The organism is Plantibacter sp. MPB07 (assembly GCF_046619465.1).
Lineage (GTDB): Bacteria > Actinomycetota > Actinomycetes > Actinomycetales > Microbacteriaceae > Plantibacter > Plantibacter auratus.
Genome location: NZ_CP177043.1, coordinates 2,501,960 through 2,527,076, shown reverse-complemented (window position 1 = coordinate 2,527,076; position 25,117 = coordinate 2,501,960). Strand labels below are relative to the sequence as shown.

General features: G+C 62.2%; 21 protein-coding genes. 11 read left to right on the top strand and 10 right to left on the bottom strand.

Going from position 1 to position 25,117, the window contains the following annotated elements:
• Positions 1 to 33 precede the first annotated feature (33 nt).
• Positions 34 to 420 (bottom strand): hypothetical protein, encoded by a 387-nt coding sequence (locus ACLIME_RS11590; protein WP_411556999.1) that lies wholly within the window; start codon positions 418 to 420, stop codon positions 34 to 36.
• Positions 421 to 628: 208 nt separating this feature from the next.
• Between ACLIME_RS11590 and ACLIME_RS11585 the strand changes: the two genes are divergently transcribed.
• A complete protein-coding gene (locus tag ACLIME_RS11585) occupies positions 629 to 1,105 on the top strand; it encodes a GNAT family N-acetyltransferase (RefSeq protein ID WP_164486867.1) in 477 nt (158 codons plus the stop codon).
• Positions 1,106 to 1,180: 75 nt separating this feature from the next.
• On the opposite strand, the gene ACLIME_RS11580 is transcribed toward ACLIME_RS11585, so the two are convergent.
• From ACLIME_RS11580 to ACLIME_RS11570, 3 genes are all read right to left on the bottom strand, one after another.
• Positions 1,181 to 1,828 (bottom strand): NADPH-dependent F420 reductase, encoded by a 648-nt coding sequence (locus ACLIME_RS11580; protein WP_411556998.1) that lies wholly within the window; start codon positions 1,826 to 1,828, stop codon positions 1,181 to 1,183.
• Positions 1,829 to 2,103: 275 nt separating this feature from the next.
• A complete protein-coding gene (locus tag ACLIME_RS11575) occupies positions 2,104 to 3,213 on the bottom strand; it encodes a DNA alkylation repair protein (RefSeq protein WP_411556997.1) in 1,110 nt (369 codons plus the stop codon).
• A 57-nt stretch (positions 3,214 to 3,270) separates the two neighbouring features.
• Entirely contained in the window at positions 3,271 to 4,194 is a 924-nt protein-coding gene (locus tag ACLIME_RS11570; protein WP_411556996.1) for a ketopantoate reductase family protein, read from the bottom strand.
• Between the two features lie 86 nt (positions 4,195 to 4,280).
• On the opposite strand from ACLIME_RS11570, the gene ACLIME_RS11565 reads away from it, so the two are divergent.
• The 4 genes from ACLIME_RS11565 to ACLIME_RS11550 all read left to right on the top strand — a co-directional run bounded on the left by ACLIME_RS11565 (position 4,281) and on the right by ACLIME_RS11550 (position 8,728).
• Positions 4,281 to 4,829 (top strand): TetR/AcrR family transcriptional regulator, encoded by a 549-nt coding sequence (locus ACLIME_RS11565; protein ID WP_411556995.1) that lies wholly within the window; start codon positions 4,281 to 4,283, stop codon positions 4,827 to 4,829.
• Positions 4,830 to 5,010: 181 nt separating this feature from the next.
• Positions 5,011 to 5,538 (top strand): cytochrome C5, encoded by a 528-nt coding sequence (locus ACLIME_RS11560; protein ID WP_192019795.1) that lies wholly within the window; start codon positions 5,011 to 5,013, stop codon positions 5,536 to 5,538.
• A 552-nt stretch (positions 5,539 to 6,090) separates the two neighbouring features.
• Entirely contained in the window at positions 6,091 to 7,227 is a 1,137-nt protein-coding gene (locus ACLIME_RS11555) for an MBL fold metallo-hydrolase (protein ID WP_244631916.1), read from the top strand.
• Between the two features lie 616 nt (positions 7,228 to 7,843).
• Positions 7,844 to 8,728: a hypothetical protein gene (locus tag ACLIME_RS11550; protein ID WP_192019824.1), complete on the top strand. Its 885-nt coding sequence runs from the start codon at positions 7,844 to 7,846 to the stop codon at positions 8,726 to 8,728.
• A gap of 255 nt (positions 8,729 to 8,983) precedes the next feature.
• Here the strand turns inward: ACLIME_RS11550 and ACLIME_RS11545 are convergent, their stop codons facing one another.
• The 3 genes from ACLIME_RS11545 to ACLIME_RS11535 all read right to left on the bottom strand — a co-directional run bounded on the left by ACLIME_RS11545 (position 8,984) and on the right by ACLIME_RS11535 (position 11,052).
• Complete coding sequence (locus ACLIME_RS11545) at positions 8,984 to 9,691, bottom strand: MmpS family transport accessory protein (protein WP_192019797.1); 708 nt, start codon at positions 9,689 to 9,691, stop codon at positions 8,984 to 8,986.
• A 141-nt stretch (positions 9,692 to 9,832) separates the two neighbouring features.
• Entirely contained in the window at positions 9,833 to 10,255 is a 423-nt protein-coding gene (locus ACLIME_RS11540; RefSeq protein WP_411556994.1) for a nuclear transport factor 2 family protein, read from the bottom strand.
• Entirely contained in the window at positions 10,246 to 11,052 is an 807-nt protein-coding gene (locus tag ACLIME_RS11535; RefSeq protein WP_411556993.1) for an MBL fold metallo-hydrolase, read from the bottom strand. The genes ACLIME_RS11540 and ACLIME_RS11535 overlap by 10 nt, the downstream gene beginning before the upstream one ends.
• Positions 11,053 to 11,216: 164 nt before the next feature.
• Between ACLIME_RS11535 and ACLIME_RS11530 the strand changes: the two genes are divergently transcribed.
• From ACLIME_RS11530 to ACLIME_RS11510, 5 genes are all read left to right on the top strand, one after another.
• Complete coding sequence (locus ACLIME_RS11530) at positions 11,217 to 11,711, top strand: MarR family winged helix-turn-helix transcriptional regulator (protein WP_086474768.1); 495 nt, start codon at positions 11,217 to 11,219, stop codon at positions 11,709 to 11,711.
• 82 nt (positions 11,712 to 11,793) lie between these two features.
• Positions 11,794 to 12,372, top strand: coding sequence for a suppressor of fused domain protein (locus ACLIME_RS11525; protein WP_411556992.1), 579 nt, complete (start codon positions 11,794 to 11,796; stop codon positions 12,370 to 12,372).
• Between the two features lie 1,434 nt (positions 12,373 to 13,806).
• Positions 13,807 to 14,127 (top strand): nucleotide pyrophosphohydrolase, encoded by a 321-nt coding sequence (locus tag ACLIME_RS11520; RefSeq protein ID WP_411556991.1) that lies wholly within the window; start codon positions 13,807 to 13,809, stop codon positions 14,125 to 14,127.
• The gene (locus tag ACLIME_RS11515) at positions 14,114 to 15,913 is read left to right on the top strand and encodes a DNA/RNA helicase domain-containing protein (protein WP_411556990.1); all 1,800 of its coding nucleotides are present in this window, start codon (positions 14,114 to 14,116) and stop codon (positions 15,911 to 15,913) included. The genes ACLIME_RS11520 and ACLIME_RS11515 overlap by 14 nt, the downstream gene beginning before the upstream one ends.
• 554 nt (positions 15,914 to 16,467) lie before the next feature.
• Positions 16,468 to 18,609 carry a sigma factor-like helix-turn-helix DNA-binding protein gene (locus ACLIME_RS11510; protein WP_411556989.1) on the top strand — a complete coding sequence of 714 codons (2,142 nt, stop codon included), beginning with the start codon at positions 16,468 to 16,470 and terminating at the stop codon, positions 18,607 to 18,609.
• Between the two features lie 7 nt (positions 18,610 to 18,616).
• Here the strand turns inward: ACLIME_RS11510 and ACLIME_RS11505 are convergent, their stop codons facing one another.
• The 3 genes from ACLIME_RS11505 to ACLIME_RS11495 are packed head-to-tail and all read right to left on the bottom strand — an operon-like array spanning position 18,617 to position 23,443.
• Positions 18,617 to 19,231 (bottom strand): hypothetical protein, encoded by a 615-nt coding sequence (locus ACLIME_RS11505; protein WP_411556988.1) that lies wholly within the window; start codon positions 19,229 to 19,231, stop codon positions 18,617 to 18,619.
• Complete coding sequence (locus ACLIME_RS11500; RefSeq protein WP_411556987.1) at positions 19,170 to 20,933, bottom strand: DEAD/DEAH box helicase family protein; 1,764 nt, start codon at positions 20,931 to 20,933, stop codon at positions 19,170 to 19,172. The genes ACLIME_RS11505 and ACLIME_RS11500 overlap by 62 nt, the downstream gene beginning before the upstream one ends.
• Complete coding sequence (locus tag ACLIME_RS11495; RefSeq protein WP_411556986.1) at positions 20,930 to 23,443, bottom strand: ATP-binding protein; 2,514 nt, start codon at positions 23,441 to 23,443, stop codon at positions 20,930 to 20,932. Before ACLIME_RS11495 ends, ACLIME_RS11500 begins: the two co-directional genes overlap by 4 nt.
• Positions 23,444 to 23,777: 334 nt before the next feature.
• On the opposite strand from ACLIME_RS11495, the gene ACLIME_RS11490 reads away from it, so the two are divergent.
• Entirely contained in the window at positions 23,778 to 25,031 is a 1,254-nt protein-coding gene (locus tag ACLIME_RS11490) for a DNA cytosine methyltransferase (protein WP_411556985.1), read from the top strand.
• Positions 25,032 to 25,117 lie beyond the last annotated feature (86 nt).

Here is a 25,117-nt window from a genome sequence, read left to right as displayed (position 1 = left end):
TGTCGGAATGCCGCTCCACGGCGCAGCCGACAATCACCCGGCAAATGCCGAGAATGGCGCCGCCTGCGCATCCTCGCTGAGGACATCGACGATCTCCGCCGCACAGTGTTCGTCGGGTTGCCCCGCCTCATGGTCGGAACTCCAGCCGACGACCACTCCTCGCTCGAACCGCACTGTCGCCTGGAAGCAGGTGTACACGGCCGGGTCGACTTCGGTGCCGGTGGCGATGATCCCGTGGAAACTGGCCTCGTCTCCGGCGTCGACCAGGTTGTAGACGACCGCCCCTCCGTCCTCCAGCCCGAGCGATGCCGGGTCAGCGTCGCCATTCCAGTAGACACTGGGGAAGCTGCCGTCGGTGCTGCGGAGCTCGGTGAGAAACACGTCATGATCGGTCGCACGCGCGTCGGCCAGGGCTCTCATCAGCGGATCCTTGTGCTTCCAGATGGCGCGGGTGGCCGGTCCACCGACGTCGACCGGGGCGTTGGTCTGCGCACACGAGCTGAGCGCGGCGATCGCCGCGACAGCGATGGCGACCCGCAGTGCGCGTCGAACCGCGGGGGTGGGCGAGCTTCGCGGGTACATGCGGGCAGCCTACGCAGGACCCGTCGGCCCATGCGACACTCGACCCATGGAACCCGAGGTCGTGATCCGCGTCGCCACGCCGGCCGACGCCACCGGGCTCGCTGAGCTGAAGCTCATGATGTCGCCGCCCGCCGCCCCGCTCGCCGACTGGGAACGGGCGCTGTTCGCACATGACCTCGTCTCGTGGATCGCGGTCGACCCCGACTCCCGGGTGTGCCTGGTCGCCGAGGTCGACGATCAGCTCGTCGGCATGGCCTGGCTCGTCGTGTTCTCCCGCGCACCCAACATCGGGGCACTCCGCCGGCTGACGGGCGACGTCCAGAGTGTCTTCGTCCGCCCGGAGTTCCGCGGTCGCGGTATCGCCGGCCGTCTCGTCGACGGACTCCTCGACGCCGCCCGCGCTCGCGACATCGGCCGGGTCTCCGTCAGCTCGAACGACGCGGGTGCGCCGGTCTACCGCCGCGCCGGGTTCGAGGATGCGCCACTGCTCCTCGAGTGGCGGGCAGACCCACCGGGCCGCTGAACGACGAATCGCCCCGAGTGGTCGCTCCAGGACCTCCTGGACGACCACTCGGGGCGATTCGCGATGCGGCGTGACTTACATGTCGCGGTAGCGCTTGGCCTCGGCGACGAGTTCGCGCAGCTTGTCGGCGTCGACGTCCGGACCGTAGCCGGGGGTGTCGCGCTGGATGCGCCATCCCTCGGAGAGCGCGCCGATGTCGAGGGGCTCGAACCCGAAGGAGTCGATGAGTGCGGCGACGGTGGCCTTCGCGTCGGCGTCGTCACCGGCGATGACGAGGGCCCGGCGGTTCGGGGTGCCGGACGGCTTGCCCTTGGTGGTGAGGTCGGCGGCGTAGATGTGGTTGAACGCCTTCACGACCTTCGATTCCGGGAGGTGCGCCTGCAGCATCTCGGCCGTGGTGGTGGTCTCCTCGTCGAGCTCGGCGATGTGGCCGTCGCGCTCGGGGTAGTAGTTGTTCGTGTCGATGACGACCTTGCCCGCGAGCGGCGCGACGGGGACGGTGTCGATCGCGTGCAGCGGGATGGTGACGATCACGATGTCGCCACGCTCGGCCGCGTCGAGGGCGGTGCCGGCCGTGGCGTGCTCGCCGAGCTCCGAGACGAGGTCGGTGAGCGTCTCCGGGCCGCGCGAGTTGGACACGATGACGTCGTGACCCAGCGCCACCGTGAGGCGTGCGAGCTGAGAGCCGATGTTTCCTGAACCGATGATTCCGATGGTTGTCATGTTCACGGGAACGGTTCCGGCGGGGTCCTGCATTCCTGCCTGGCGTGGATCCGGAGCCGCCGTTCAGGTTCGGGCCAGCACGGCGGTTCGCCGAACGTCGTCCCTCGGTCGAGCGTCCTTCACGTTCGGTCGAGCGCCGTACCCGGTCGCCGAGCTCCTTTTCCGGTCCCTGAGCTCCCTTCCGGTCGCCGAGCTCTTTTTCCGGTCACTGAGCTTGTCGAAGTGCACCCTTCGACAGGCTCAGGGACCGGAGCTCGGCAGCGGTGACGCTCGCCTCACTCCACCGGCGGCAGGAGCTCGAACGCCAGCGGCTCCGTCGCGATCCCGTTCACCTGCAGCGCGATCCCGTGCGCACCCGGGTGGTAGCGGCGGGTGGTGATCGCGCGGAACGAGTGCTCCCGGGTGAGGAGGATGTGCTCGCCGGGGGCCAGCTCGGTCGTCGTCAGCTTGAACGTCTTCGTCGTCTGCGAGCCGTTCGCTTTCTGGTGGTACACGACGTAGTCGATCGCCAGGCGGGCCGTCTCGGCGCCCGTGTTGCGGACGGTCGCGACGAATCGGACTGTTCCGCCGAACGGAATGTGGGCGCTGTCGACCGCGAAGCCCTCGACCTCCGTCGTCGCCGCGCCGAAGCCGAGTGCCGCGAGGGCGCCCGGGTTGCCGCGCTTCACAAGGGTGCGCAGTGCATGGCGGACGAGCGCCGGGGTGTTGGCGTCGGGGTCGGCGAGCCAGCGGCCGGCAGTTGCGACGACGAGGTCGGGGTCGTCGCGGCTGAGGTCGTTGAGGTGGTTGGCGACGGAGCGGCGCACGTACTCGCTCGGGTCGCGGTAGAGGGCGTCGAGGATCGGCACGGTCACCCCAGGGTTCGCGACGATCTCCCGCACACGAACGGCCCACGGCAGGTAGGGGCGGGTGCCCTCGCTCGCGAGCCGACGGACGTGTTCGTTGTCGGAAGTGGTCGAGTCGAGGACGATCGCGAGTGCGCGGTCGAGGTCGTGGCGGAGCAGGGTGCGGATGGCGAATTCGGCGGAGAGGCGTTCGGTGAGTTCGGCGAGGAGCCGCATGGCGTCGTCGAAGGCGTCCGGGGTGCCCTCGTCGACAGCACAGGCCGCGACGGCGCTCGTCACCGGCCAGATCAGCCAGCCGGTGAACGCGGGGTTCGTGGCCTGGGCGGTGCGGATGATGCCGGCGAGTGTCGCGTAGTCGCCCGGGACGTCCTCGAGTAGGGCGTCGCGCAGGAGGTCGGCGCGCTCGCGGAGGGCGAGGCCGTCGAGTCGCTCGGCTGCCTGAGCCGTGGCGTCGAACGGGTTGCCCGGCGCGGCCTCCTGGAGCGAGCGTGTGAGGGTGCGGGCGACCGCGGTACCTAGGAGCTCGTCTGCGAAGGGCATACGGCGATCATGGCGTGTGCCGCTGACAGCTGCGCCCGTCGGGAGAAGTTCAGGTTGCTAGCGTTCGAGGCGAGGGGTGCTGATATTCAGACGGCGCGTCTCGCGCAGCGTGTCTTCGAGGACCGCTGAGGCTTCCGGTGTGTGCGGATCCGTGTGTGCTGCGAGGCTCCGCCTGGCCATCGGAATCAGCCTCGTCGCCCATGCGGAGGCCGTAGCGATCAGGCCAGGCAGCCGAAACGGCAGCGTCGCGTTGCGGTGCAATCGGAGGTCGACGCCTCGAGCCTCAAGAACGGGCAGCAGTTCACGGGTCGTCAGGAAAGCGTCGCGGAATGCTCGCCGGTCGCCCGTCATGTTCGCCAGCGACCCGCTCCGGATCGCCTGATCGAACATGCCGGCGTCGGCGATGAAGTGCAACCACAGCCACCCTCGGATGTCCTTTTCCCGCCGAACAGCGAGGCCAGCTCGCCGGAAGACTTGGAGGACTTCCTCCTCCCTCCGGTTGGGCGAGACATCCGGCGCACCGATGATGACCGAGGGCAGCATTGCGCCACTCAGCACCCCGTCGTCCCCGAAGCCACCGCCGCTACCAGGGAACCCGAACACGACTTGCTCGGCCGGGAGCGGCGCGACTGCGGTCAGTGGCTCCTCCCAGACATTGCCGAACACCAACACTGTCGCGTCTCCGATGCGGGGAGCCAAAAACGCGGTCGCCTCCGCGAGGCGATGGTGTCCGACGCTCAGCACGATCAGGTCGAATCCATCTGCCGGGTCGAGCGCCTCCCGAAACGGCGTCCGGAACGACTCACGAATCCGCCGGCCGAACGGTTTCCGGCGCGCATCGATCCAGTCCAGCTGCACCTCGTCGCCGTACTCCGCGGCGCGCCCCGGACGCACGTAGAACTCGACGTCGTGGCCGGCCGCCTGAAACACCCGACCGTACAGCGTCGCGATCACCCCTCGGCCGAACATCAAGATGCGCAATTGGTGCCTCTTCCGTAAAATGGAGCTTGTCTCCATTTGTGAGTATATATGGAGACGATCTCCAATTGTCAACGAAAGGTGTCGCCATGGCCGAGATCCGAGCACTGAGAGCGGACGCCCGCCGCAACCGGGACGCGATCGTGGCCGCTGCGCGTGATGTGTTCGACCGGGACGAGCAAGTGCGCTTCGACGACTTCGCGGCGCGCGCCGGCGTGGGGGTTGGAACCCTCTATAGACACTTCCCCACCCGTGACGCGCTGGCCGCCGCAGTGTACGAGGGCGAGGTCGCCGCACTCTGCGACCAGGCCAACGACCCCGCGCGGTCTCCGGGGGTGAACCTCGACGTGTTCCTCCGCGGGTTCGTCGAGTACGTGCTCGCCCACACCGGTCTCGCCCGCGCCCTGGCAGCGACGACAGACCCTGCAGTACTGGCCGACGGTGGCATCGCAGTCGAACGTGCCGTCGCCGACCTCCTGGACCGAGCGGCCGCCGATGGCGCCATCCGCCCCGGCACGCCTGTCGGGGCGGTCATGATCGTGCTCCACGGCATCTCCTCTACGATCGATCGCCCCTTCTGGGCGTCCGAGGCGCGCGCAGCCGTCGAACTCCTGCTCGCCGGACTCCGAGAACACTGATCGCCGCATCGCAGAGGGGGCGAACTTCACCTTTCCAGGCGACTCAACGTGCGCGGGCGTCGCCACCTGTGTTGAGTCGCCCGGAACTGTTCCAATCTCGCCCGCTTTCCGACACATCCGGGCAACTCAGCGCGACGGCACGTTCCGCCTCCGTTCACCCGGTCGCGATAGCCTGGCGCGCATGACTGCATCGCTGACTGCCCTGGCCGAAGAACTCACGCGTCGGGGCCTCGTCGCCTCTCCGGAGATCGAAGACACCTTCGTCTACGGGCTCGCCCGCTTCGGCGCGATCGACGCCGAGGTCATGCTCAACGTCGACCCCGAGCCCGAGGAGCAGGAGGGCGAGCCGGAGCCGGCGGCGCTCGCCGACTTGGCGCAGCGGGTGCTGTCAACGCCGACGGCTGAGTGGAAGGTGCTGCTCGACCGCGTGGCGTCGGAGATCGAGGAGGCCGTCGAGTCGGACGAGGTCATCGAGACCACCGACCTGCGTGACGACCTCGTGCTGCGCTCGGTGATCGTCTTCATCGACGCCGTCCTGCTCTCGTTCGACGCGCCGAAGCAGTTCCCCGACAGCTCGGTGCTCGTGCAGCTCGATGCCGACCTCGCGTTCGAGGCCGTCGAGGTCGAGCCCGACGAGGACGACGAAGAGGGTGTCGAGTCGATCAAGTTCGCGACCGTCGAGGAGCTCGTGCGCCGCCTCTCGATGTGAGTGCGACAATGCTCTCCGATCCCCAGACTCCTCCAGCGCGGGAGCTCGTCGATTGGCCGCATGATTTAGGTGAGCCGGACCTCGCGCCTGGAAGCGCTCCTCGTGCGGCTGAGCTGCAGACGTAACTCGCCCTCGTAGTGCTTCTGGACCGACTTATACAAGGGCAGTCCGCCTAGGTTCTGGCCGAGAAGTTGTCGTCTGGTGGAATCAGAGATCCGGTGGGCTTCTCACGGTCTCAATAGTGTTCCTCGGACTCGTCGCGGGCTCGGTATCTTGGCCCCGCGATGGACATCGATCTCGTGGGCAACGTTCCCGAGCGCGCCAGTGATACGTGTTTGCCCACTAGCGTCGGGCTAACCTCATCAATCCTCAAGGTGCACGATTGTAAGTTTTGATAGGCGAAACTAGTAGTGGGCGCTAGGCTCCGAGGAGCGAAAGAATGGATTGTTTGACTGAGTGCTGATCATCAGATCAGACGACAGATGCACCAATCCGTGATCATGCCCGGCTACACGGAGGTCATCTTTGTCCACACACACTGGCGGTAGCATTATGTCGGCTGATCGGTTTCAATATCGAGTCGGTCATGGCGGATTCCATTCAACAATTGTGGAAAGTGCGAGCGGCTTCCTCACCTACGTTTACGATGTTGGAGCCCATCCCTCCAAGGCGACCCTGCGCACCGCCATCCTGGCCTTCGTGGCCGAACTGCGGGACCGTTTAATTAGGAGAGTGGACTACGTTTTCATATCCCACATCGATCAGGATCATGTGAATGGGATCACGGAACTCTTGGATTCGCTGAAAGCCGACGGTGTGCACGTGGAAACCGTCGTTCTTCCTTGGCTCTCCCCTGTGGAGAAGCTCTTGACACAAACGCGCAGCTCGCACCGGCAGAACGGAACGGCCGTGGCACGGCTGGCGGACTCCGATGCTGAGGCGGACACCTATCTCCGGGATCACGGCGTCAAGGAGGTCGTGCGGGTCGTTGGGGACAATCAAAGTGGTTCGACGGACGGTGCGGGTAGCCCCGGTCGACCTCAGATGACGACCGGCGCGCCCCTGCCCTGTACATCAGCCGGTGGTTGGAAGCTCATACCCCTCAAACTCACTCCTCCAATCGCCGCCATCGACAAGTTCCATGATGAGGTTCGCGCAAACACTCCCTTCGATCCTGATGATGTGAGGACCCATGAGGATCTGCTCAGGTCGCACCGGGGTGCGATTCGTGGAGCCATGCGGACTGCGGCGGAGCTGGTCCCGGGGGTGTCCTCGAGGGAGGTTACGAACTGGTCTTCGATGGCGCTCTACGGGGGTGCGGGTGCTGGTGCGGTTACCGGGTTAGGAGGCTGCAGCATCGCGAACAACGTGGATGATGTGCGCTTGCAGTGTACGCATGGTTGGTTGCACACCGGTGACCTTCCACTCGGAGCAGTGTCTCCATGGCGGGAGTTTCAGCGGCAGATGTCGGCAGCGTCTCTAGTCCCACCGATGTGTGTCCTTGTAGCCCCACACCATGGATCGCACATTAGCAACCGGGGCGACCTATACGTTGTGACGAAGCCGAAGTACGTGTTGCTTACGACTGGGCGGACGAGCGGTGGGAAAGTTGTGAAGGGTATAAAAACCGGCGATGCCGTAAAAGACGCGGGAAAAGCGGGTGCAACGTTGGTGGAACTGCACAACTAGCCCTCGTCAAGGGGCTCCTCCTAGTCGGTATTGGGGGCGTTGGAACGAGCGGCTTCCGGCCTGTAGCAATCTGCTCTCGGGCTTGCCGGGGCGCTTGAAAACCGCGGTGCATCGACGTGTGTCGGCCCACCATGGACCCTCAAAAGTCTTGCAGGCTTTTCGAGTATCGGTCGAGCGAGAGTGGGCCGATGTTGCCGGTCGCTATTTTCTCCGTCACTCCGTCGGCATCCGACGCGGAGCACGACAGCGTCGCACACGCACCTGTCGACGTCTGCTCCGCGACCGCCGCGCCATCGACGGTGATTTCACAGCTGACTGACCCGTTGTCCTCAGCGACGCTCTGCACCTGGACGGAGGATGCAACTACTTATCTCCACGCCACGAGTCGTGATGAGTCGCATCCCTCGATCCGCTTGCGCACGGTACGGACTCGGTTGCTCTAAGTGTTCGATCTACAACTTGGAGCATCTCCTGTGTCAATCCACCTGGTGGGTGTAGGTATCTGTTTGACGACGTAACGCGAGACGGGCTGCGATCGTCGAAAGGGTCACGCATCGGTTGCGAATTGACGGCGAGTCACTGTCTCATTTCTCGTTATCCATGTGATGATGTTTGAATGACGGTCGCGTTGCTCATAAAAGTCAACGATGGGCTAGTTCTTGCCGCCGACAGCGCCAGTACGCTCACCGTGGGTCTTCCAGATGGTCAGCAGAGTGTTGTGAACACATACAACAATGCAAACAAGATCTTCAATCTCCATAAATCCCTTCCAATCGGCGCGATGACTTGGGGTCTGGGGAATATAGGTCCCTCTTCAATCGCCACCCTGGCTAAGGATGCGCGACGAAGATTTCAAGGCGGGTCAAGCGCAACTGAGGGGTGGCAACTCGATCCTGACGCCTATCGGATTGAGAGTGTCGCCGAATCTATGCGGGACTACCTCCATGGGGAGAAGTACCAACCGCTCGTGGAGGCAGACGGCGTCAATCCTGGAGAGCTCGGGTTCCTCGTGGCAGGATATTCAGCTGAAGCTGACGAGCCGACAGCGTACGTAATGAACGTGAGCGTTGACGGCCAGCCCGCGCTTACTGAGGTTCTTACCGCCGGGACGACGGGGGCTCAGTGGTGGGGACAGCCAGATGCGATTGCTCGGATCCTCAACGGCACGAGCATCGCCTTCCCGCAAGCCTTGCTCAACACTGGAGCGGTGGCGAACATCGATGATGCCATCCAGCTCGGAGCGGCGGTCCAACCTGAGCTAAACGCTCAGCTCATCGCGGCACCCATGCCGATCCAGGACGCGATTGACCTGGCAGAGTTCCTCGTCTACTCAACGATTCAGTTCGTTCGCTTCACTCCGGGGCCTCCGACGGTGGGAGGCCCGATCGAGATTGCTACTATTACAAAACACGAGGGGTTCAGATGGGTGCGGCGCAAGCACTACTTCGACACCAAACTGAATCCCGTGCTCGGAGGATCAGGTCATGCAGAACTTGCCTAGTAGTGGAACCTACCTGTCCGGTGTCCGCGGCTCAGCCATCCGAGACGCCGCTGTAGTGCGCTCGGCGACAACGGCCGTTCGGGCGCCAAGCGCGTCAACGGTTCGGGCGATTGTTGTGAAGACTCCGGACAGCGGCCGCTCGCAGAACGAGTCCTCTAAACGCTGAGCTAGCTCTGACCTCGCGCGCCACTTAGGAGCCGGAGGCGGCTCTGACTTGTCGTTCGCGTAGTCGGGAGCAACCGCCGGCCGATGACCCTATTTGTTCTCCGTCACCCCATCGGCACCCGACGCGGAGCACGACACCGTCGCATACGCCCCCGTCGAGGTCTGCTCGGCGACCACGTCGCCGTCGACGGTGATCTTGCAGCTGACGGACCCGGTGTCCTCCGCGCCGTTCTGCGCTTGGAGGGAGTAGGAGGCGAAGTCGTACTGCTGGCCGGCCTTGACGGTCAGCTCTTTGATGAAGGGGAGCGCCTGACCGGAGGACTGCTCGGTGCTGCTGCTGCCGGCCGAGTACGTGGAGTAGGTGATTGAGGCGTCGGTCGCGGTGCCGTTGACCTCGTAGACGACGGAGATCTCCTTGTTGGCGGCCTCGGAGGACTTCGCCTCGGCGGTCTTGACCGCGTCGCCGATGAGTCCGGCGAACCCGGCCGTGTACGCGATCGCGAGGATGATGCTCAGGACGATCGCGATGGCCGAGACGATCGTGCCGGCGACGGCGAAGCCCTTCTTCCGGTTCTTCAGGCACAGCGCGATGATGCCGAGCACGAGGCCGACGAGTCCGACGAACCCGGCGACGTAGTTCAGGATCGGGATGAACGCCCCGATGAGCGCGAACCCACCGACGATGAGGGCGGCGATGCCGAGTCCATTGCCACGCTTGCCGGTCTTCACCGGGGCCGGTCCGGGCACCGGCAGCGGGTAGGGCTGGTTCTGGGCGGGCGGCTGGTTCGAAGTGGACATGCGCGTGGTGCCTCTCTGCTGCGTTGGTTCCACCGTACCGAGGTCGACGCTCCGGATCACTGCCGTCTTCGGTTCGTGGTCCAGGCCGACAGTGAAGGGGCCGGGCATGTCGGCCCGCCCCTTCACTGGCGGCACCAGTCGCTACCGGCTCGCGTCGCGGACGAGTGCCGTGTCGACGAACTGCTCGAAGCGCACGATGAGCCCGCCGCGGACGACGAAGTGGTGGGCCACCCGGGCGTTCAGCTCCTTGCCCGTGCCGCGATGCGTCGCCGTGTACCGCGCGAGCACCACGACGTTCTCGCCGTCGACCACGTAGGTGTCATCGTGCGCGGTCCAGTCGGCCCAGTCCGCACCGAGTCGTTCCATCACGTTGCTCGTGACGCCCTCCGGCGTCCGGTACATGCCGGCGAGCGGGAAGCCGGCCATCTCGGTCCACTCGACATCGGGGGCGAGGGTCGCGCGCAGCGCGTCGAGGTCGCCGGCGGCGGAGGCGAGGTACTGCCTCCGCACGACGTCGCGTGGTGCCGAGGACGGCTCGGTCGTGGTGGTCCCGTTCAGCCCCATGTCATCTCACCCTTCGCGACCTTCGGGCCGATCTGGGCGGCGATGAGCATGCCCGAGGACGGGTACTGCTCGACGAGCGCCTGCGTCGCGGCAGCACCATCGGCGGACGCCGCGACGATCGTCTCGAACGCCTGCAGGTACGAGCGCGTGTAGTCGATGGCGGTCGCATCGTTCGCGGTGTCGGGGAGGCGGTGGCCGGCGATCACGAGCTGCGGGTCGAGGGCCTGCATCTCGTCGAGGAGCTCGATCCAGGCTGCGCGGAGTTCCGGCGTCGCCGTGTCTGCGGTCCACACGTGCTCCTGCTGGAAGAGGAGGACGCCACCGAGGATGGCGCGGTGCTCCGCGTTCCAGAGGTACTGGCGGTCCGGGAGGGCGGCTGAAGCGCCCTTGAGTTCGAGGCGCTGGCCGTCGACGACGAGTGCGTCGCCGCTGAGCGGGGTGAGGGGGACGAGTCGCGTCGGCAGGTTCGCGCCGAGGGAGGCCCAGGCGGTCAGCTTGCCGTCGAACGACGCGTTGATGTGCTCGATGACGATGGGGGTGGCGACGAGCGCTGCGTCGGGGAAGGCGTCTGCGACGACCTCGAGGCCGAAGGTGAAGTCGGGGTCGGCGTGGCTGACGAACACCGCGGTGAGCGTTTTGCCGGAGTCGAGGATGGCTGCGACGAGGCGGTGGCCGTCGGCGCGGGTGAAGCCGGCGTCGACGAGGAGCGCCTCGGTTTCGCCGGTCACGAGGACGGCGGACTTGTTCTTCGAACCGGCGGGGAAGTCGAGGTCGAAGACGTCGAAATTGAGCGTCATGGTGGTGGATCCTTCGGTTGGACGAGGCTCGGTGCGCCCGAGTCGATGCCGCGGTGCGGCGTACATGAGAGTGCAACAAAAGCTGACTCGTCAGCTATTCCTGATCTTTGGACGAAGATCTCCCGACCGATCGGCGGCCTGCCCCCGGCGTCTACTGTGGAGACGTGACGACTGAGAACGAGTTCGCTTCGGCGAAGGACGCGGCGAGTGATGCGCGCATCCTGGTGTTCGGTCGTCTGTTGGGTGCGGCGAACGGGCTCGAGTACCTGCTGGGCAAGGAGCTCGAAGAGCAGACCGGTCTCAGCCATTCGCTGTTCGAGCTGTTGCTGATCGTTGGCCGGGCGGGTGTCGGCGGGCTGTCGGTGCGGGACATCGCACAGGCGAAGGTCGTGACGTCCGGTGGGGCGACGCGGCTCGTGCATCGCGCCGTCGAGCAGGGGCTGGTGAGTCGCCGGGCCTCGGCCGAGGACGGCCGGGTGCAGCTCATCGAGTTGACGGCGGAGGGCGAGCGGGCGGTCGTCGAGGCCGCCGGTCTGCATGCTCGGAACATCGAGCGCCTGATGCTGTCCGTCCTGCCGGCGGAGAACCGCGCGGTCTTCGAGGAGTCGGTCAAGACGTTGAGCAAGCACGCCTCGGGGGCACTGCCGGTGATGCCGTAGGGCGCGTTGGCTCGTGTTCGACCCGTCGATTTCGGTGCCTGCCCTCTGGCTCGCCGAGCACCCGCTTGGCTAGGCTCGCCGCATGAGTAGCGATGTCCCTCTCGTCCCGGGCGAAGACGCCTTCCCGCTCCACATCTTCGACGCCCTCGGCTTGGACCCGGTGGTGTTCAAGGACCGCATCGGTGGGTCGGTGATGGTGATCGAGAAGCGCCCTGAGAACGGGCCGGTGACGATCCTCACCTCCGGGGTGTCACGGCTCGCGACCGACTCCGGCGAGCGGATCGAGCTTGCTGTGGAGGTCATCGACGGTCAGCAGGGTGCCGCGATGGTCGCGCTGCGCATCGTCATCAACGAGATCGCGACGAACCGCCGGGTGCCGCCGGTGCTCGCGCCGTGGCGCAACGGGACCCCGTTCCTCAACGGGACGGAAATCTCTGCACTCCTGGTGACGCCGTCGCGCTGGGGAGCATCGTTCGACGAGATCCGGAACGAGGCTGGCCAGGTGGTCGGGCACGTGCGAACGCTGCGGCTGCTCACTGACCGCGAGGCTGCGGTCTCGGGGGACCGTGGATGGTATGCGCTCGTTGCCGAGGTGGGATCGGTGGATGCGTTGCTGGATGTGGAGCGAGCGGACGGGACCTTCGCGTCGAGTGTCTCTTGACCTACCCGTTCTGACACTTCGGAAAGCTAGCTGGTGCAGCGTTGGGACCGGCGCGCACACGAGCCAAATCGGACGTTCAGCTAGCGGCTCGAATTGTCCATCCCCTTCTTGCTCCGCGGACGAGGATCGAAAGGCATCTCCAGACCGGCTCCTCTCCTCTACGAGGAAGGAAACGGCACCTGTGCGCGATGGTAGACAGTGAAAGCTACTGCTGAGAAACGAATCTCTGAATCGTCATCGACACGATGACTTAGTAGCGCTACCAGTTACCGCGATTTTTCCACCTGGTCTTCAATATCTTGAATCGCGGTCGTTTGGCAATGGATGTCGTGCCCGCAGGGGGCCAGCTGACTGCTTTCACAAAGGGCCCCAACGCGTAGCGGACCGCAGCAGGGTGGTGCCACAGGTCTGGACAAGAGGCGGCTCCCATCAAACGAAGAATATCGTCTAGCCCAACTAGCGAAGTCTGGGCGACGACGGTGGCACTGACATGCGCAAACCCGTCCGCTCGCACGCTTGCGAGGTCCATTGGTACTCTGACTTGCCGTGCCCGGGGATAGCAGATTCTGCCGAAGGGGGAAGCTTGCGGCGTAGTTGTTGGAGGAGTATGCGGAGACGAGATGTACTCAGCCAAGATGCTGCACCAGAGGTGCCCATCGTTGATGTTGTGCGCATCGACATCTCGTCCGACGATCCTGAGAGCGCCCTCCGCTAGCTGCTCGACGAACGCCTTCCGTGCAGACCGTTCGAGGTTGGTGAGGGACGTGCTGGCGCGAGATATCTCGACGAAGGTGGAATGTAGAGCCTCGTCTAGCATCAACGTCTCTTCCCAACTCGCGCCCCGCCCACCATCAAGACCGATACCAGCTAGGCCATCCGGCACTTTGCGGCGCGTTGCCGTAACGCCATCTCTGACATCAGCATGGAATCCGCCGTACACCCCCTGCAGATCTGACAGGAGCTGGGCGAGATTATTGTCTCCGCTAACAGTGCATGAGACAGCGCGCTTGAGTAGATCGAGCTGGTGTCCGGCACCGTGACAGAAGCAGTTGCACGTCGACAGGCGCGCTCGCTCGCAGGCGGAATTGTGCTCGGGGAGTAAATGCGAAGTCGGGGACATCATGCCTCTGGATAATGTGTGAATGTGGCTATGGCATTCAATATAGTGACCTCAATGGTCCTTTGTCGTCAATTTTTGCAAAACAGATCTGGATGCAGGAGGCGGAGTAAGAGGTTGAGTCATCCAAGCTCGGCTGTGCCGGCATATGGGCCTGGCGGGCAGATGCCATTTACCGAAAGTGGAGCAAGAGAGGATAGAGGTTGAGGACTCGTATGGAGACACTTGCGGCTGCTTCGCGATGTGGGTCAACAGACATCTGCTCGCGTAGGGTGACCCCTGGCTCGGATCGGTGCGATGGCTGATAGATTACGGGGATGGAAAGAAGCGGCTTGCGCGACGAGCTCGCCGACTTCGTGGCCGAGCGCGATTGGGCGCAGTTCCACACGCCGGAGAATCTTGCGAAGAGCATCTCCATCGAGGCAGCCGAACTCCTCGAGTGCTTCCAGTGGGGGCCGGATGCCGACACCGGTCGCGTGCGCGACGAATTGGCCGATGTGCTCACCTACTGCTTGCTGTTGACGGATCGGCTCGGTCTCGATGCAGAGACCATCGTCCGCGACAAGCTCGCACGGACGCGGGAGAAGTACCCGGTTGAGAAAGCGCGGGGGCGGTCTGCGAAGTATGACGAACTTTGAGATCACGAGTCTCGACTTCACGTCGACCGAGGTAAAGCTCTGGGCGGCGGGTGATCGGCGGTTCAGCGATTGGCCTGTCGTGTATCTGTTGGATGGGCGGGTCGGATCGTCCAAGGTTCCTTCGGCCTCGCGACGGAGGCGGGTCGGAGTCGCCGCCGAGCGTGATGTCTATGTCGGTGAGTCGCTCAACGTCGCTGCCCGTATGCGTCAGCACTTCGAGTCCCCAGCGAAGGAACATCTCACCGGCCTCCGGGTGATCGTGGATGAGACCTTCAACAAGTCGGTCTGTCTCGATCTCGAATCCTTTCTGATCCGCATGCTCGCCGGGGACGGCGCCTACCAGGTGCTCAATCGTAACGACGGCATCGTCGACGCCAACTATTTCGATCGCGACCGCTATCGCGAGTCCTTCGAGGACGTCTTCGATCGACTCAGGGCGGATGGTGTCTTCACCCGATCCCTTCCCGAGATCGAAAACAGCGACCTCTTCAAGCTGTCGCCGTTCAAAGCGCTCACACCTGATCAGACCATCGCTGTCGAAGGCGTGCTCGAGGGGCTCTTCGAAGACCTCACCCGGTCGCAACGAAGTACGACCGTCGTTCAAGGCGATCCCGGCACCGGCAAGACGGTCGTCGCGATCTACCTGCTGAAACTGATCGCTGACATCCGAGGATCAGCGGCCCTCGACGAACCTGACGATGACACGCTCTTCTCGTCGTTCTTCACCGAGCATCACCGTGAGCTGCTGCAGGGTTTCAAGGTCGGAATCGTCGTCCCGCAGCAGTCATTGCGCGCTTCGATCAAGCAGGTGTTCCGCAAGACGCCTGGCCTGCACCCGGACATGGTGATGACCGCGTTCGATGTCGGGGCATCCGACGAGGAATTCGATCTCCTCGTCGTCGATGAGGCGCACCGGCTCAATCGGCGTGCGAACCAACCATCCGCGGCACAGAACAAGCAGTTCCGCGAAATCACGACCAAGTTGTTCGGCGCGGACGACAAGTCGAAGACGCAGCTCGACTGGATCATCGCGAAGAGCGCGCACCAGATCTTCCTGCTCGACGCCGGACAGAGTGTCCGTCCGGCAGACGTTCCCGCTGAGCACCTGCACCAGCTGGTCGCCAGTGCGCAGGCTGCTGATCGATACGCCGGCCTCGCCTCGCAGATGCGCGTGCGCGCGGGGTCGGGCTACGTGGACTACGTCCGGAACATCCTCGGAAATCAGGTAGAGATCGAGTTGGCGCCGGACTTCGGCGAGTACGACCTCAGGTTGTTCGACGACCTCGCTGAGATGCGGGAGGAGATCCGCAAGCGGGACGCCGAGTTCGGGCTAGCGCGAATGGTCGCGGGCTACGCCTGGGAGTGGAAGACGAAGAACGACAAGGACGCGTACGACATTGTGATCGACGATGTCTCCATGCGCTGGAACGGCACGCAGACCGACTGGATCGCGTCGCCGAAGGCGCTCGAGGAGGTCGGCTCGATCCACACCGTTCAGGGATACGACCTGAACTACGCAGGGGTGATCATCGGGCCAGACCTGCGCTACGACGCTGAGACGAACCGCATCGTCTTCCATCGAGAGTCCTACTTCGACAAGAAGGGCAAGGAGAACAACCCGGCTCTGGGCCTGACTTACTCGGACGACGATCTCCTGCGGTACGTCACGAACATCTACACGGTGTTGCTGACGCGCGGCATCCGGGGGACGTACGTGTACGTGAGCGATCCCGCCCTAAGGGCGTACCTGGCACGAGGTATGTTGTCGAGGTCGGCCGCAACGTAGCCTGCGGACTGGCGCCCCGGACCGCGGGTCAAACTCCACACTGCATCCGATGCTAGCTAGCTGCGAGGTGACACACGCCGACGTGTGGTGTGGCAGCTACCTTCTGGGTATGGACCCGGAGAGCGAGGGCGTCCAGCCCACATAAACGGCGGAGTGTGCGGAGGGCTCGGGGACGCGACGCGAAGTCGGTATGTCATGATGCCAGGAACTGTCCATGCCCATTGGACCCTGTGGCGTTCAAGAGTCGCATAAGTAGGTCGGGATGGTGTGATCAACGAGATCGCGACCAATCACCAGGTGCCGCCTGTGCTTGCACCGCGGCGCAATTGCACGCCTTTTCTCGATAAGACTGCGATCTCCGCCCTCCCGGCGTCGTCGTCTCGCGGTGGGGAGCGTCGTTTAACGAGACTCGGAACGACGTCGGTCAAGTGGTCGGGCACCTTCCGGACGTGGCGGTTGCTCACAGATGACGAGGCCGCGGTCGCGAAGGAGCGATGGGTGGGCCGCCTTCGTTGAGGCGGCGGAGTCGGCTGATGCGTTGTTGGATGCGGACCGTGGGGAGCAAGAGCTACGCTGACAACATCCGGTCCAGTGAGAGAACGCAAACTGCGGTTGTTGACACTGGTATCGATATCTACCGCGGAGATTGCGTGAATAGATCCTGGCCCTCGAGGTATCCCTGGCTTCAGACGCAGGGCATCTCTACCACCTTGGTGAGGACACTCGAAGGGTTGGAAAATAGCCAACTCGATGTTGCAGTTAACGTTCTAGCTGAAGACTTAGTAGCGAGACGATCGGTGCTTACGCTTGGAGAACTTGCGGCGGGATGCGCAAGCGAAATGAACCTCATTGAGCTGCCACTAGGAGCTCGAATGCTCAATACATTGAAGCGGCGGAGCCAGACCGACTTGAAGTCCGTGGCACACATCTCGGTCGCGCAGGTATTGGACTGGCCACAGATTGGCCGAGGATCCGTGCTGACTCTGATTAAAGAGGTATTACGGGTAGCAGGACAGTCTGGACCCGCGTCGGAGTACGAAGTGAGCGAAGCCCCAGCTGCCTGGCGAGGACAGCTCGAGGCGGCAGTGCTGGAGGTTGCGGAGTGGTACACATCTATCGGACAGCCTGATCGAATACTGGGAAGACTGGAAGGTGTCAGTTCTGAGCCAGCGCGCATCGAAGCAGCTCGTAGCAGAATTCTCGCTCTTTCTGCCCGCGAGGTGGCGGACGCCGGAGACAGAATCCTCGAGGAGAAGTTAGGGCACATCTTTGCCAGTCGGCCTGCCCGAGATCTCCTGATACTGCGCAATCGAAGTTTCGCGACGAAACCGCTGGGCCTGCGGGAGCTCGGTGAGATCCTCGGAGTATCTCGACAGCGCGTTCAACAGATGGAAGAACGGGCGTTGAGAGAAGTTGCAATCGAGATAGACTCTGACTTCAGGTTGACCGAGCTGAGCCAGGCTATCCGAGATAGCATCGGCTCGATACTTCCGGGGTCGGTCTTGTTCGCTGAGTTCCCGGTGATTCTCCGGGAGATCAAGGAAATCGACCGCACAGCCTGGCGCATTCTCCAGCGTCTCAACGGCGCCTACACATCGCAAGACGGATGGTTCGGACGGCCATCGGTCTCGGAAAATGTTGTCAACACGCGCGCAATTGTGGACTCGCAGATTGACCACGCCGCCACTCGTGTGGAATCGGTGACTGAATCCATCGGAGGGTATCTAGGCGCTGCAGGTTCGGAGTGGCTGCAGGACTGGTTAACATACTGTGGATACGTCAATTTCGAAGGCTATCTTATCAGGGAAACTGCTGGTATCTCGGAAAGAGTAGCAATCGTCCTCGAAGCTGCTGGTGAACCGCTGTCGTCGGAAGAGATACACAAGCGATTGGGAATTGAACGAACCGTAACCGCGACTAAAAATGTTCTCACTGCGGATGACCGGTTTGCGAGATCGAATCGTGGATCATGGGCGCTTCGTGGTTGGGGGCTACCCGAATACCGTTCTATTCGGAATATGATCGAAGCTGAAATCGAACGCGCTGGCGGATGTGTTTCTCTGTCAGAGCTAACGCACAACCTGAGCGTGGGACACAACGTGAATCCCAGAAGCGTGGCCTCTTACGCGAGTGCGCACCCATTTAAGACTGAGCGTGGCATGACTCGACTCTTGAAAAGCGATGAGATCCAGAGCGCAGGTAGGAGTATATGGCGCACCCCAAAGCTCCATCGAGGATTGGACGTGTGGATACTGAGGGTGGTCCTCACGGCAGACCATCTCCGGGGGAGTGGCACTACTCTCCCTGCCGGGCTGGCCCGGGCGCTGGGGGTCGAACGTGGAGCGTCAAGAGTCTTCGTTACCGATAGCGGCGACCAGCTGGTCAGCTGGAAGGGACCGCAGCCCACGCTCGGGAGTATCCGGCGTTTGGTTGGAGGCGACCATCTTGACGACGAGGTCTTCCTGACGTTCTCCGATGATGGAAGCTTCACGGTGGGTCGTCGACGCGACGCGCTTACCCCTATCGACGAGATTTTGGCAAGCGTGGGCTTGCCAAGTCATGACGGAGTATCGTCGCCGTGGAGTGCTCTAGCATTGTCTATTGGCCTGAGCCCAACTACCGAGGTGGCTGCGATCGTGGCAGAGCTACGAATACGCCGAGATGACGATCTAGCTGACGTTCTGGAATCAATATAGGTCGGCTTCACAGCTCGAGTAACAGCTGTCGCCGCTTCTCCTCATCGAGAGATTTGTCGGCGCCGACCTGGCGCACAATCCACGATCTTGCCACTGCTGTCAAAGAGTCCGGCAGCGAGAGTCGACAGCCACGGTGACCATCGCTCTCGCTCATGTCAATCACGATACCTAGATCGCGAAGCTCGCGAAGTCTTCGCTCGGTGTGCACTGCGTCTCCAGTCAGCAATCGGAGCTCGTCGACAGACACATACAGGTTCTGGCGAACGAACAGATACCCGAACAATCGGCGATGCGCTTTGCTGTAGCCACGAACCAGCCTGTACTTTTCAGGGATCTGGGGATAAATGGCCTCCATAGTGTGATCAAGCCGCGCTGACCATGCATCGAATACTGTGTCGTCCGTGGACGAAGCTGCAAGCGTAAGGAAGGCCACCGCGAGACATCGCTTCGCATCTAGGTATCCTTGGATCAGCCGATCTGTTTCCGCCGAAGGATCCTCTAGCAAGTCGAGCAATACCCTCGTCGCTTCAGTTGCATTAAATCGTTCACTATTCCAAGATTCAACCATCGTGCGCAGCACCTCGTTTGGAGATTTCAGGTGGATATCTGAGAACGCTTGCATCCTCTCCGGCTCTCTCGACAGCATCGAGGTCGCCGAGCCAGGCGCGAAGGAAAGCTTCGGAGTCTGTATCGTGCTGTTCAGCACGAAGAAATTGAACAGTGCTCTTGAGTCGAACTCGGACCTCTTTGCCGGGACGTGGGCCATCTTCATCCAACGCGGTTTTCAGCTCGAGTCCGGCTGCAAAGCGTCGTACGTCAGAAACAAAGTCCAGGACGATGACAGATGACTTACCCGGAGCCAATCTCAGTCCTCGACCCAGCTGTTGGACAAAGATCCTTCTGCTGTGTGTCACGCGCTGGAAGACAATCAGGTTGACATCTGGTACGTCTATGCCCTCATTGAGCACGTCGACTGCGCAGATGATGCCAATTCGACCATCTGCGAAGTCCCAAAGCACACGGTTTCTCTCGACAGGACCCATTGTACGCCCGCTAGAACCGCGAGAATATAAGGCCCGTGCAGTGGTGAAGCCTAGACTGTTGATGCGTTCGGCCATGCGATCGGCGTGGGAGACGGTTCCACAAAAGACGATCCCACGAGGCCGATCGATCGCCTCCCATGTCTCCTGTGCGCGCCTAACCACGGCGTCATCCCATTCGTCAATGAACAGAGTCCGGTTGATTGCACGCGGTGAAAAGCGATCTCCCTTTAGTGCGCGCAGTGCATCCCAGTCCACGTTGTCGGTGTAGACGCGGTAGTCAACGTTCGCCAGGAATCCGGACTTCAATCCCGCAACAAGATCTAAGCTCACCACCGGTCCATCGAACCACCGCTCTAAGTTTGAGCCTCCGGGCCGCCAGGGGGTAGCCGTGAGACCGACGAGGTGAGGTCCGCCTAACTGCCCAACCTCGAGGTATCCCAGGAGCGCGTCATAGCTAGGCGACTCCAAGTGGTGGCACTCATCTACTATCACTACATCGAAGTGTGGGAGGTGGATATCGGCGGCGGCGGCATTCGCCATCGTATCCCGACTAGCCACCGTGATGTCGAATCGGTGCAGGTCGGACCACGCCGGCCGTTCCAATCCGTTCACAATCGCTGTCGCCTGATCGGACCGCAGGAAGGGCCAGAGGGAGCGCTCGAGCTGATAAACGAGCTCGTTTGTATGAGCAAGCACGAGGACACGCAGCGTGTCGCGCAGGATCGATAGACGACGTACCACTTCTCCAGCAACGAAAGTTTTGCCTAGCCCAGTCGCTAGGACGACGAGCGATGAGAGCGAGTCGCTTCGCTCAACGTTCGCTACCACGCGGCTACAGGCATCCTGTTGATATGGACGGATCTGAGCTGTCGAAAGTTCGACAGGCGGCGAGGAAGAGGCCAGGCCGAATCGCCGTCGTAGCGTCGAATCGTCCCACAACTGTACGTTCAGCCCCTGTGATGCTAAAGACTGGCGTTGTTCGTGGGCGGCCTGAGTGAAGCCCTTGCGGCTGACGACAACCGGTACGTCGGCGTCATACGTCCGGGCTGCGGCGATCGTGCGCTCAATCACGTCCGCCCCTACCGCCTGAGCGTACCGTTTCACTTGGAAGAGCCATCGTTTGCCAGCCTTCGTAGCAAGCACGTCAGCGCCGCCATCACCAGATTCGCCGATCAGAGCCACGTGCTCATAGCCCAGAAGCGGCAGTAGGCGAGTGAGGACGCGTTCGTAGGCTTGCCAGGATGTCGTGGCGAGGGCCCAGTCGCTGAGGAACTGGGTCATAGAACGTGAGCCTCGAGAAAGTCGCGAGATGCTTCAGCGTGAGCGACTACGAGCGGGTCGCTGTACACGAAACGAGCGTACGCGGCGCAGTCCTCAAGGCAGCGCAGATAGATCCCTACGCGTTGCTCTCGAACAGTGGCCGCTGCTGCCGCGCCGACGGCGGATTCCGTCGGCAGAACCTCGTCCCATATTGTTCCGAACCAGAGATCACTTTGGCGTTTGAAATGCTTGGCGAGCACGGTTGGACCTGCGAATCTTATGTATCCGCCAGTACTAATCAGTTCCCCCAGCTCACCGAGTCGACCCGCGCTTATCAACCGGTCCGCTAGAGTTCGTTGCTCGTACTCGTCCAGTTCGCTGTAGAAATCTCCAATGTCCTCCATGAACTGTAGCTTTTCGTTGATTCTCTCTAGGAGGGCCCGTATCCCCTCGACGGTCGAGTCTGGAGTGACAGAAAATTCGTCCGACCACACCGAGTCAACGATCTTAGCTGCGATTGTCGGTACCGAGTGACCCCTGCGGCCAGTGAGGTCGCTCCTCAGGGACCACAGGTAGTGGGCAGCTTCCGTCGCGATAAGGTCCTGTGGTCGCACGCCGAGGTGGTTAAACGCTGGATGGCCATCGTGCACAAAAATTTGGATCTTGCCCGGGGATCTGAACGCAACGGTCGGGACGGCATCTCCAGACCATGTCGGACGCAGCTCCGGCGCCTGATATCCGATCACGGTCAGCGGTTCCGTTTGGCGCCCATCCGACATCTCAAACACCCGCGACGCGAAAGAATAGCTATCCCGCAGGGTGCTACTTGTTATCAGCGAATCCAGTGACATTGGATCGGGTGTCCCGTGGGTGTATCCGCACACCGTGCACGACTCTGAATCGGTGTCGTTAGTGGCACCGCAGACTTGACAACGCCAGGGGTCAAGCACTTCGGGAACTTGAGACTCCGCACAAGATGGGCACGAGAGTGCGCTTATTGGAATATCGACTCCGCAGGCAATGCACCTCTTTGCCCGCAGGAGAACGTCACATCCTTCGCAGACTTCGGCAGTCGGCAGATTCTGATACCCGCAGGCTTGGCACTCGGGCAGATGAAGAACGGGGGGAGTGGATGCGGACTCTACAAGATCCCACCACTTTTTGTCGTCGTAGTAGCCCTCTTCGTGCGCCAGGAACTTCGCATAATATTCCTCCTCGGTCTGACGGGAAATACGAACAGGTTTTCCTGTCGCGTCATCCCAACGGCCCATGTAGGCGTCAGCGGGACCCGGAGTCCGAACCTTACGGAAGCCTTGGAATAGTTTTGAGACGGGCGAGACGTTCTCCTGAAGCGAGTCCCAGTTGCTAGGAAGGAGTGAGCCTCCGCGTAGGTAGGCGATAGCGCGAGTCCACTCTTCAGTGGTGCGCTGAAAGTCCTGTTTCTGGAAATCTACCGGGATGTGGTCCAGGTGCACCTCGCCTACGATTCGGCCTGTCTGTTGGTCCGTGGGATATTCCTTTACAGTTTCTCCCACGCTATCGACGTAGCTGAAGAATGCATCTTTCTCGGCTACGCGAATAGTCCGTCCATTTCGCACGAGGTCGATGCCGAATTTATTATTGTCGTCGAAGCGTTGAATCCCTACCCAGCCCCTGATTCGCTCTTCTACCGTTCGAAACTCTTGTGCTCCGCATTCTAGACAGGCTGCGGCCTCTGCGGGAACGATTGAGCCATCGGCGATGCATCGCTTCTGGGAATAGATCGACTCGTTGAAGTCGTAGCGAGCTGGGATGTTCCCCCAGCCTCTGCGTTCGACAAAGCGCTCAGCAGACCAGATGCAATGCTCAAAGGCACGCAGAGCGTCACTATTCAGTATGATGCGAATTGTATTCTGCTCATTACTGCGCAGAATGCTTGCGTAGCGTCGCCCCAATTGCTGTCGTATGTTAGCCCGGTTTGCGGATGCTAGCTGCGCCGCGAATCCGTGATTGGCATCACCCTCGGGCCACCAGCGGTCCACCTCTACAATTGTCCCATGCTCGAAGTTCGGCGGCTTGGGTATTGTCTCCACGGGTACGTTAAATGAGCGAGAGCTAACTATGCTTGGGAGGTCCAAGGTCACGCGAAGCGCGTAGTTGTCAGCTACGCGGGCAGTTGTCACAACGGTTCGCCGTCCTAGCTTGCCAGTCGCGATATTGAAGCCCATGCCGAATAGCCCGAGCGTATCGAATCTGTTCTTGCCGCTGAAGCCGGCTCTGAGGGTGTTTTCGAGCCCTGCGCGATCAAGCCCCGCTCCGCGATCGAAGACACGGATACTACCCTCACCTCGTTTGATCGCCGCAGCGGTTGGTAGAAGGACTTCGATAATCTGATGAGCTATTGGGTTGCCCTCGTTGCGGGCGGCGCTGAAGGCGTCGATCCCGTTATCTATAAGCTCGCAGAGTGCATCTACGGGACGTAGTGGCGTTTGCGTGAGGGCCAAAAGTACCTTTGGGTCAGGCGTGATATCGAGTTCGGAAACTTCGGCCATTCTTCCTCCGAGGTAGATGCCAGTGAGCCGCGGTGCTCGTCGTGGGCGGCAGTGGGTACCTGCCGTCGGTGCAACTTGTGATCAATATTCACAGAATCGAGTAGATCTCTCCCGACCATAGCCGGTTGAGCGCCCAGTTTGTGGTGGTTCCCCGTCCTGGCGTCGGGCCCGGGGGAGTTGCGTTCGGCCGACGTCTCATGGCGCTTGCGCGTGGCTGCCCGTGCGATTGTTTGGAACGAGCGCGACGGGTCTGCGCTGTATCCTTTTGCTGGGTGACGCAGGGTGTCGCGCACCAGGGCAGACTCTGAGGTTTTGATCGGGTGGGAGTGGCGGCATGAGCAGCTTGCGGGTCGTGGAAATCTGTGCTGGCGCGGGTGGTCAGGCACTGGGTCTTCGAAACGCCGGCTTTGATCATGCTTTTTCGGTGGAGCTCGACGAGACGGCCGCTACCACATTGCGTCAGAATACGGGTGGCACTGTGGCCGTTGGGGACGTGGCCGATCTGGGAGTGTGGAATCCCGTTGACTACCATGGCGTCGACCTTCTCGCGGGTGGAGTCCCTTGCCCGCCTTTCTCCGCTGCAGGTAAGCAGCTCGGCTCGTCGGATGAGCGTGACCTGTTCGCCTGGGCGGTGGAGCAGGTCGAAGTAATGCGTCCTCGGGCTTTGATGCTCGAGAACGTTCGGGGTCTGGCGGCGGCACGCTTTTCCGGGTACCGCCAGCGCATCCTTGACCGGCTTGCACAGCAGGGCTATGTCGCAGACTGGCGTCTCTTGCATGCCGCTGACTACGGGGTTCCGCAGCTCCGCCCACGATTCGTGCTAGTCGCTCTGCGGCCCGAAGACGCTGCCTACTTCCGTTGGCCAGAGCCCGAGCCGCGCACAGTGACTGTGGGAGAAACGCTGCGAGACCTCATGGCCGCAAATGGCTGGCCGCACGTGGATGAATGGGTCGAGCTTGCGAATGGCATCGGCCCAACCCTTGTCGGCGGTAGCAAGAAGCACGGTGGCGCAGATCTCGGACCGACGCGTGCGAAGCGAGCTTGGGAACTTCTCGGCGTCGATGGCAAGGGTGTCGCCGATGCAGCGCCAGGGCCTGATGCGCCTCCGCCCTCGGAGAAGCTTCCCCGCCTCACGATTCCGATGGTCGCCAGGATTCAGGGATGGAAGGACTCGGACGAGTGGCTTTTCGCCGGTCGTAAAACCTCTCAGTACCGACAGATCGGCAACGCGTTCCCTCCACCGGTCGCCGAAGCGATGGGCCGCTCGATCTATGCTGCGCTGAACCATGAAGGGGTCGCTGGCGAACTGCCGGAGCTCTCCGCGGACGTTCACGATCCTGTGTATCGAGCGCTCGCAAATGCGAACGACTATCTCAGCGTCGACAAACTCATCGCAGCCTTGAGTGAGTTCAGCCATGCTTCTGTGGAGCGGAGACTCGCGGTCCTCGAGCAGGATTTTGAGCTCGAGCGGGTGACATCGGCCGCGGGGATCACGTCCTACAAGCTCGGTGCATTCAAGGGATTCACCGGCCAGAGTGAGCACGGCCGCAATGCGTACATGGAGAAGTTCCGCGGTCGTGTGAGCTGACCGGCGTTCATCTTGTATCGGTCGGTGTGCGAGACGCGGCCATCGTCGATGCTGGTTTGGGTCCGTTCAGACACGAGCGGCAGACT